A 5,956-nucleotide genomic window follows, 5' to 3' on the forward strand; every position below is an offset into this window, starting at 1 on the left:
CCTCGACTAAGGTGGAGACTGGGACCACCTGCCCGGCGTGCAACGCAAGCATGGCCAGTGTCTGGCGGGCTTTGGTGGCGGTCGGTGTGATCGAGCGTCCGTTTTCCGTGACCAGCAGGGGCCCTAGCACCTGTACCTGCATCACGGCCTCCTCCCGGCTGGCGGTTGTCCGCAGGCCAACGGTCCCAGAACCGTCACCCGGTCGGGCAGTGAGGGCCGCACAGGTCGAACCTGAATAAGGGCTCGCCAAGGTATGAAGAAAACATGTTTGAGCCATGAGGTCGGCACTGGCCGCGGGACTGTGACAAAAAGCACGATTCGGGTGTCAGAGAACCTTGCCCCGACCCCAGGAGTTCTGATGTTGAAGCTGGTCGCCGAAAACAACGTGCGAGACCTGTTAGCCAGCCTGGGTTTCCCGCCCGACGATCCGAACGCGATCACCATCGAGCGGTTCGACCACTGGACCAACGAGGACTGCACGGACTGGTTCGCCGCCACCTGCGCCAGTGGCGCCATCCTTGTGGAGACCGAGAGGTCGGCAGCCTAATGGCCGAGGGGGGCGCCATGGCCCAACTGGTCGGCTTCAAGCGGCACCTGCGTGCCGAGGTGGCCACCGGCAAGGGCGCGTACCTGTTCAGTGAGCATGGGGTGACAATGCTGAAGGGCTCACGGATCGAGGTACTCGCCAACCTGCTCGACGGCACCCGGAACCTCGCGACGGTTCTGGAAATGTTGTCCGACGACATGGCACCCCAACAGGTCGCGGCCCTGATCGCACAACTCGCCGAAGCGGGGCTGGTTGTGCTGCGCACCCCGATTCCGTCCACTGCGGACGAGAACACGCTCGCCTACTGGGACGCCAGCGGCGTCGATGCGGCCGCCGCCGTGGCCGGCACCGCGAACACGACGCTGCGGCTGCTGACCGTGGGCGACGTCGACCGGACAGCCGCGCTGACCGCGCTGCGGTCAGCGCGGCTGACCGTCACCGCGGACCTGCCCGACGACGATCCCGGTCCGGGACAGGCCACGATGTCGGTGGTGTTGTGCGACGACTATCTCAACCCCGGACTCGCCGCGGTGGACGCCGCGCACCGGGCCGCCAACCGGCCGTGGCTGCTGGCCAACCCGGTCGGTGCGACGGTGTGGATCGGTCCGGTCTTCCAGCCGGCCGAAGCGGGCTGCTGGCACTGCCTCGCCGTTCGGTTGTGGGGAAACCGAACCGCCGAGGCGTGCGCCCAGAACGCCCTGGGCCGGCGGGGTCCGGCGCCGTATCCCGTCGCGTCCCTACCGCCGCTGAACGCCGCGGCGGTGCACCTGGTCGCCTTGGAGGCGACCAAATGGCTTGCCGGCTACCGGCATCCGGGGCAGCGTTCGGTGTGGACGCTGAACAGCTTGACGCTCAGCGGTGAGCACCACGCCGTCCGTGCCCGCCCGCAGTGCGTGGTGTGCGGCGACCCGTCGCTGGTGCGGGAGCAGGCCCACCGGCCGGTCGTGCTCACCTCCCGCCGCAAGGCCGGCGAGGGCGGTGGCGGGCACCGTTCGCTGTCCCCCGAACAGATGCTGGACCGGTACGGTCACCTGATCAGCCCGGTGACCGGCATCGTCAAGGAGATCAGGCGCGACGAGCGCGGGCCCGAGTTCTTCAACTCGTTCCGGTCCGGCGCGAACGTCGCCGCAGCCACGAGCGGACGGCCGGACGCCCTGCAGGCGGCGCTGCGGGTGCAGAACGGCGGCAAGGGAACCACCGCCCTGCACGCCAGGGTGGGCGCGCTGTGCGAGGCGGTCGAGCGGTACTCGACCACCTTCACCGGAGAGGAACTGCGCATCCGGGGCAGCCTGCGCTCGCTGGGCGAGGCGGCGATCGCCCCGAACGACGTCCAGCTCTATCACCAGACGCAGTACCAGAACCGGAAATCCTGGAACGCCGAACACGCGGCCTTCCAACACGTCTGCGAGCCGTTCGACGAGCGGGCCTACGTGGACTGGACCCCGGTCTGGTCACTGACCCAGCGGCGGCACCGGTTGTTGCCGACCGGCCTGCTGTACTTCGGCGCTCCGGTCGAGCAGGGACACGACTACTTCTTCGCCGACAGCAACGGCTGTGCGGCCGGCAGCAGCCTGGAGGACGCCGCGCTGCAGGGCCTGCTGGAGTTGGTCGAGCGGGACGCGGTGGCACTGTGGTGGTACAACCGCACCCGGGCGCCGGGCGTGGACCTGGACTCCTTCGGCGATCCGTGGCTCGACGATCTGCGGGAGGTGTACGCCGGGCTGGGCCGGGAGGTCTGGGTGCTCGACGTGACCTCCGACTTCGGCATCCCGGTCATGGTCGCCGCATCCAGGTGCGTGACCGGGCCGGCAGAGGACATCATGTTCGGGTTCGGCGCGCACCTGGACCCCCGGGTCGCGCTGCACCGGGCCCTGACCGAGCTGAACCAGTTGATGCCACAGATCATCGACGGCGGTTCGGGCGACCGGTACCGCTGCCAAGACCTGGACGCGGTGCACTGGTGGCGGACGGCGACCGTGGCCAACCAGCCCTATCTCAGGCCGGACCCGCGGGTGCGGCAGCGGATCCCGGGCGACTACGCGTACACACCGGAGCCGGACATCCTGGCGGAGGTGCACGACGTCTCGCGACGCATCGAGTCGCGCGGTCTCGAGGTTCTGGTCCTGAACCAGACCAGGCCGGACGTCGACATTCCGGTGGTGCGGATGATCGTCCCGGGAATGCGGCATTTCTGGGCGCGGCTGGGTTCTGGACGGCTTTATGACGTGCCCGTTCGGTTAGGCCGGTTGGCCGAGCCGACGCCGTTGGAAAAGATGAATCCGATCCCCATGTTTCTCTGAGGGTGAGGGTAGTGATGATCACCGCAAGGAGCGCGATTTTGTCCATGGCGTCCGGCGAGGGCTCGGCCGCGCGGATCCGGCTGTGGTCGCTGCGCGAGGATGTGCTCGTCGAGGCCCATGCGGACGAAGACCGGCTGATCGTGGTCACCCGTTGGGGGGAAACGAGGATCGACCATCCGGGCGAACTCGTGCGCGAGTCGTTGCGACGTATGTCCTTTGGACCGATCACGCTGCGAAACCTGCTGGCCGATGAACCCACCGGGCCGGACGCGCCGCCCGCACAGTCGACCGAGGAGTGGGCCGAGCTGTGGCGGGTGCTCGACCGGCTCAGCGGGTCCGTGGTGCACTCGCTGGGCCTGCCGGACGGTGAGGGACCGGTGCTCTCGGCGGCGCCGGTCGCCCGCCACGCCGTGTTCGAGCTGCGCGAGGTGGACCCGACCCGGCCCGCGCGGCTGTCCCGGTTCGCCGCGATGCGCACCCGGGACGGCGAGCTGGTGCTGGAGTCGCCGCTGTCCCCGTTCGAGGTCGTCCTGCACCGCAGCCTGGCCTCGGCCGTCGCCGCCGGGCTGAGCGCGCCCATCAAGGTCGGCGAGCTGGCCCTGCGGGTGGGAGCCGAGGAGCCGGTGGTCGCCGACCTGGTCGCCTACCTGGCCGCGACCGGGATCGTGCAGTTCGCCGAGTGGGACCCGGACACCCGCGCGCCGCGGTTCGCCGAGGACGAGGACCCGAACCTGATCCCCTGGTCGCACCACGATCTGCTGTTCCACGCCCGCAGCCGGATGGGCCGGCACGGCGGCCCGACCGGCGCGGTGTTCCCCCATGCCGGAAAGCTGCCGTCGCCGCCGCTGGTCAAGGCGGTCCCGCCGGGGCCGAGGTTCCCGCTGTATCGCCCGCAGACCCCCGAGCTGGTGACCCATGATCCGTCACTGTCCGCGGTGATCGAGGGTTTCCGGCTGTGCGAGGACCTCTCCGACCGGGAGCTGTCCGCCGAGCAGGTCGGCGAGCTGCTGTTCCGCGCGGCCCGGATCCGCTCGGTGTCGCCGGCATCGGCCGGCGCCGAGGTGACCTACCGGATCTCCGACCGCCCCTACCTGAGCGTGCACGGCCTGCACGAGCTCGAGCTGTACGTGAGCCTGCACCGGTGCGCCGGCCTGTCCCGGGGCATCTACCACTACGACCCGCAGCAGCACGCCCTCACCCTGATCAACGACTCCGCGACCGAGCTCGATGATCTCCTCGACATGGCCAGCGTCGCGACCGGCACCGTCAAGCGCCCACCGGTGCTGATCACGCTGACCGCCCGGGTGGCCCGGTCGGCGTGGATGTATCGCGGGATTGCGTATTCGTTGGCGCTGACCCATGTCGGCGCATTGCAACAGACCCTGTGCCTCGCCGCGACCGCCATGGGACTGGCGGCGTGCGTGCCGGCCGTCGAGCCCGGGGACGTCACCGACAAGGCGTTGCGGCTCGACTGGCCAGCGGAGATCGGGGTCGGCGACTGTATTATCGGATACCGGCGTATGGCACCTCATTCGCCCTAAACGGATAGAGTTGCGAGGGGTTGTATTCGGGGCGATTAGCTCACCAGTGCACTTGATTCGCAGACGACGGGTGATCAGCATGTCCTCGGCCGCTCGAACCGAACCAGACCTGGCCCGGCCCGGCACGCGCGATCTCGACGAGCCGGCCGACGCCGAGGTGCTGCCGAGCCCGGCGCCGATCGCCCTGACCATGGCCCGGTTCATCGTGGCCGTGGTGTTCTTCTGCTTCTGCGGGCTCGCGCTGCTCTATGTGATCGACTCCGGGGAGAGCCTGCCCTCGGTCCTGGTCGCGGTGTGCGTGCTGACCGCCCTGCTCGGGCTTCAGGTGTTCTACTTCAGCCGGCCCGGGACGGACCTGCGGTCCAGGACCAGCTACCTGATGCTGGCCCTGCAGGCGGCCCTGGTGTACCTGCCGGTGCTGCAGTACAGCGACTCGTGGCTGGCCATGCCCAGCCTGCTCGCCGGCACCGCGCTGCTGGTGTTGCCGAGGGCGTTCGCCTGGACCCTGGTCGCCCTGATCGTGGCCAGCACCATCTGGTGGGACACCGTCCTGTCCGGCTCCGTCTGGGACGGAATCTACGTCGGGATCAGCGTTCTGGCGTTCTCGCTGGGCGTCTACGGGCTGAGCCGGCTGGCCGGCCTGATCGCCGAACTGCACGCGGCGCGCACCGAACTGGCGAAGGCGGCGGTGGCCCACGAGCGGTTGCGGTTCACCCGGGACCTGCACGACCTGCTCGGCCAGCGGTTGTCCGAGCTCGCGCCGAAGGGTGAGCTGGCCCGGCGGGTGCTGGAACGCGACCCGGACCGGGCCGGGCACGAACTGGCCGAGATGCTGGACATCGCCCGGCGGGCGTTGGCCGACGTGCGGTCGGTGGCCCGCGGCTACCGGGAGCTGAACCTCGACGAGGCGTCCCGGGCGGCCACGTCGGTGCTCGCCGCGGCCGACGTCGACGTGCGGATGGAGCTCAAGCACGCGGAACTGCCGGTACCCATCCGCAGCCTGATCGCCGAGGTGCTGCGCGAGGGCGCGACCAACATCCTGCGGCACAGCGAGGCGGAACGGTGCGAGTTCCAGCTGCGGCAGTCCGGCAACCAGGTCTCCCTCGACATCGTCAACGACGGGGCGGACCCCGCCGACGTCACCGGGTTCCGGGCCGGCAGCGGGATCGGCGCCCTGGCCAATCGGGTCGGCGAGTTGGGTGGCGAGTTGACCGCCGGCCTCGACCCGGACGGCCGGTTCCGGCTGCGCGTGACGGTTCCGGTGTCGGCCGCGCCGGACGCCGACGCGCCGACCGGGACGCACGCGTCGGCGTCCCGCCTGGTCACCGGGCAGGCGCAGGCGCTGCTGGGCACTGTGTTGGTCCTGATGTACTGCACCGCCTTTCTGCGGTTGTTCTACCTGTTGTCGATGCACAACACCGCCGGTCGCATCGTGAGCACCGGCTGCCTGACGGCGCTGTTGGCGATCCAGTTGCTGCACTTCAGCCGGCCGATGGTGGAGCTACGTTCGCTGCGCAGCTACGGGCTGTTGACGGTGCAGACGGTGCTGGCGTTGGTGCCGTTGGTGT

Annotated in this window: 4 protein-coding genes; all 4 read left to right on the top strand. The window is 69.6% G+C overall.

Going from position 1 to position 5,956, the window contains the following annotated elements; translation table 11 throughout:
- Positions 1 to 358: 358 nt before the first annotated feature.
- Positions 359 to 547, top strand: a complete 189-nt coding sequence (locus VFO68_RS20105) for a hypothetical protein (protein WP_325159876.1) — start codon at positions 359 to 361, stop codon at positions 545 to 547.
- 17 nt (positions 548 to 564) lie between these two features.
- The gene (locus VFO68_RS20110; protein WP_325159877.1) at positions 565 to 2,847 is read left to right on the top strand and encodes a TOMM precursor leader peptide-binding protein; all 2,283 of its coding nucleotides are present in this window, start codon (positions 565 to 567) and stop codon (positions 2,845 to 2,847) included.
- Between the two features lie 44 nt (positions 2,848 to 2,891).
- Positions 2,892 to 4,388, top strand: coding sequence for a SagB family peptide dehydrogenase (locus VFO68_RS20115; RefSeq protein ID WP_325159878.1), 1,497 nt, complete (start codon positions 2,892 to 2,894; stop codon positions 4,386 to 4,388).
- 79 nt (positions 4,389 to 4,467) lie between these two features.
- Positions 4,468 to 5,956 (top strand): sensor histidine kinase (locus tag VFO68_RS20120; RefSeq protein ID WP_325159879.1); only part of this gene is annotated, 1,489 nt, incomplete at its 3' end.

The organism is Actinophytocola sp. (assembly GCF_035712165.1).
In the GTDB taxonomy this organism is placed as follows: Bacteria; Actinomycetota; Actinomycetes; order Mycobacteriales; family Pseudonocardiaceae; genus DASYTH01.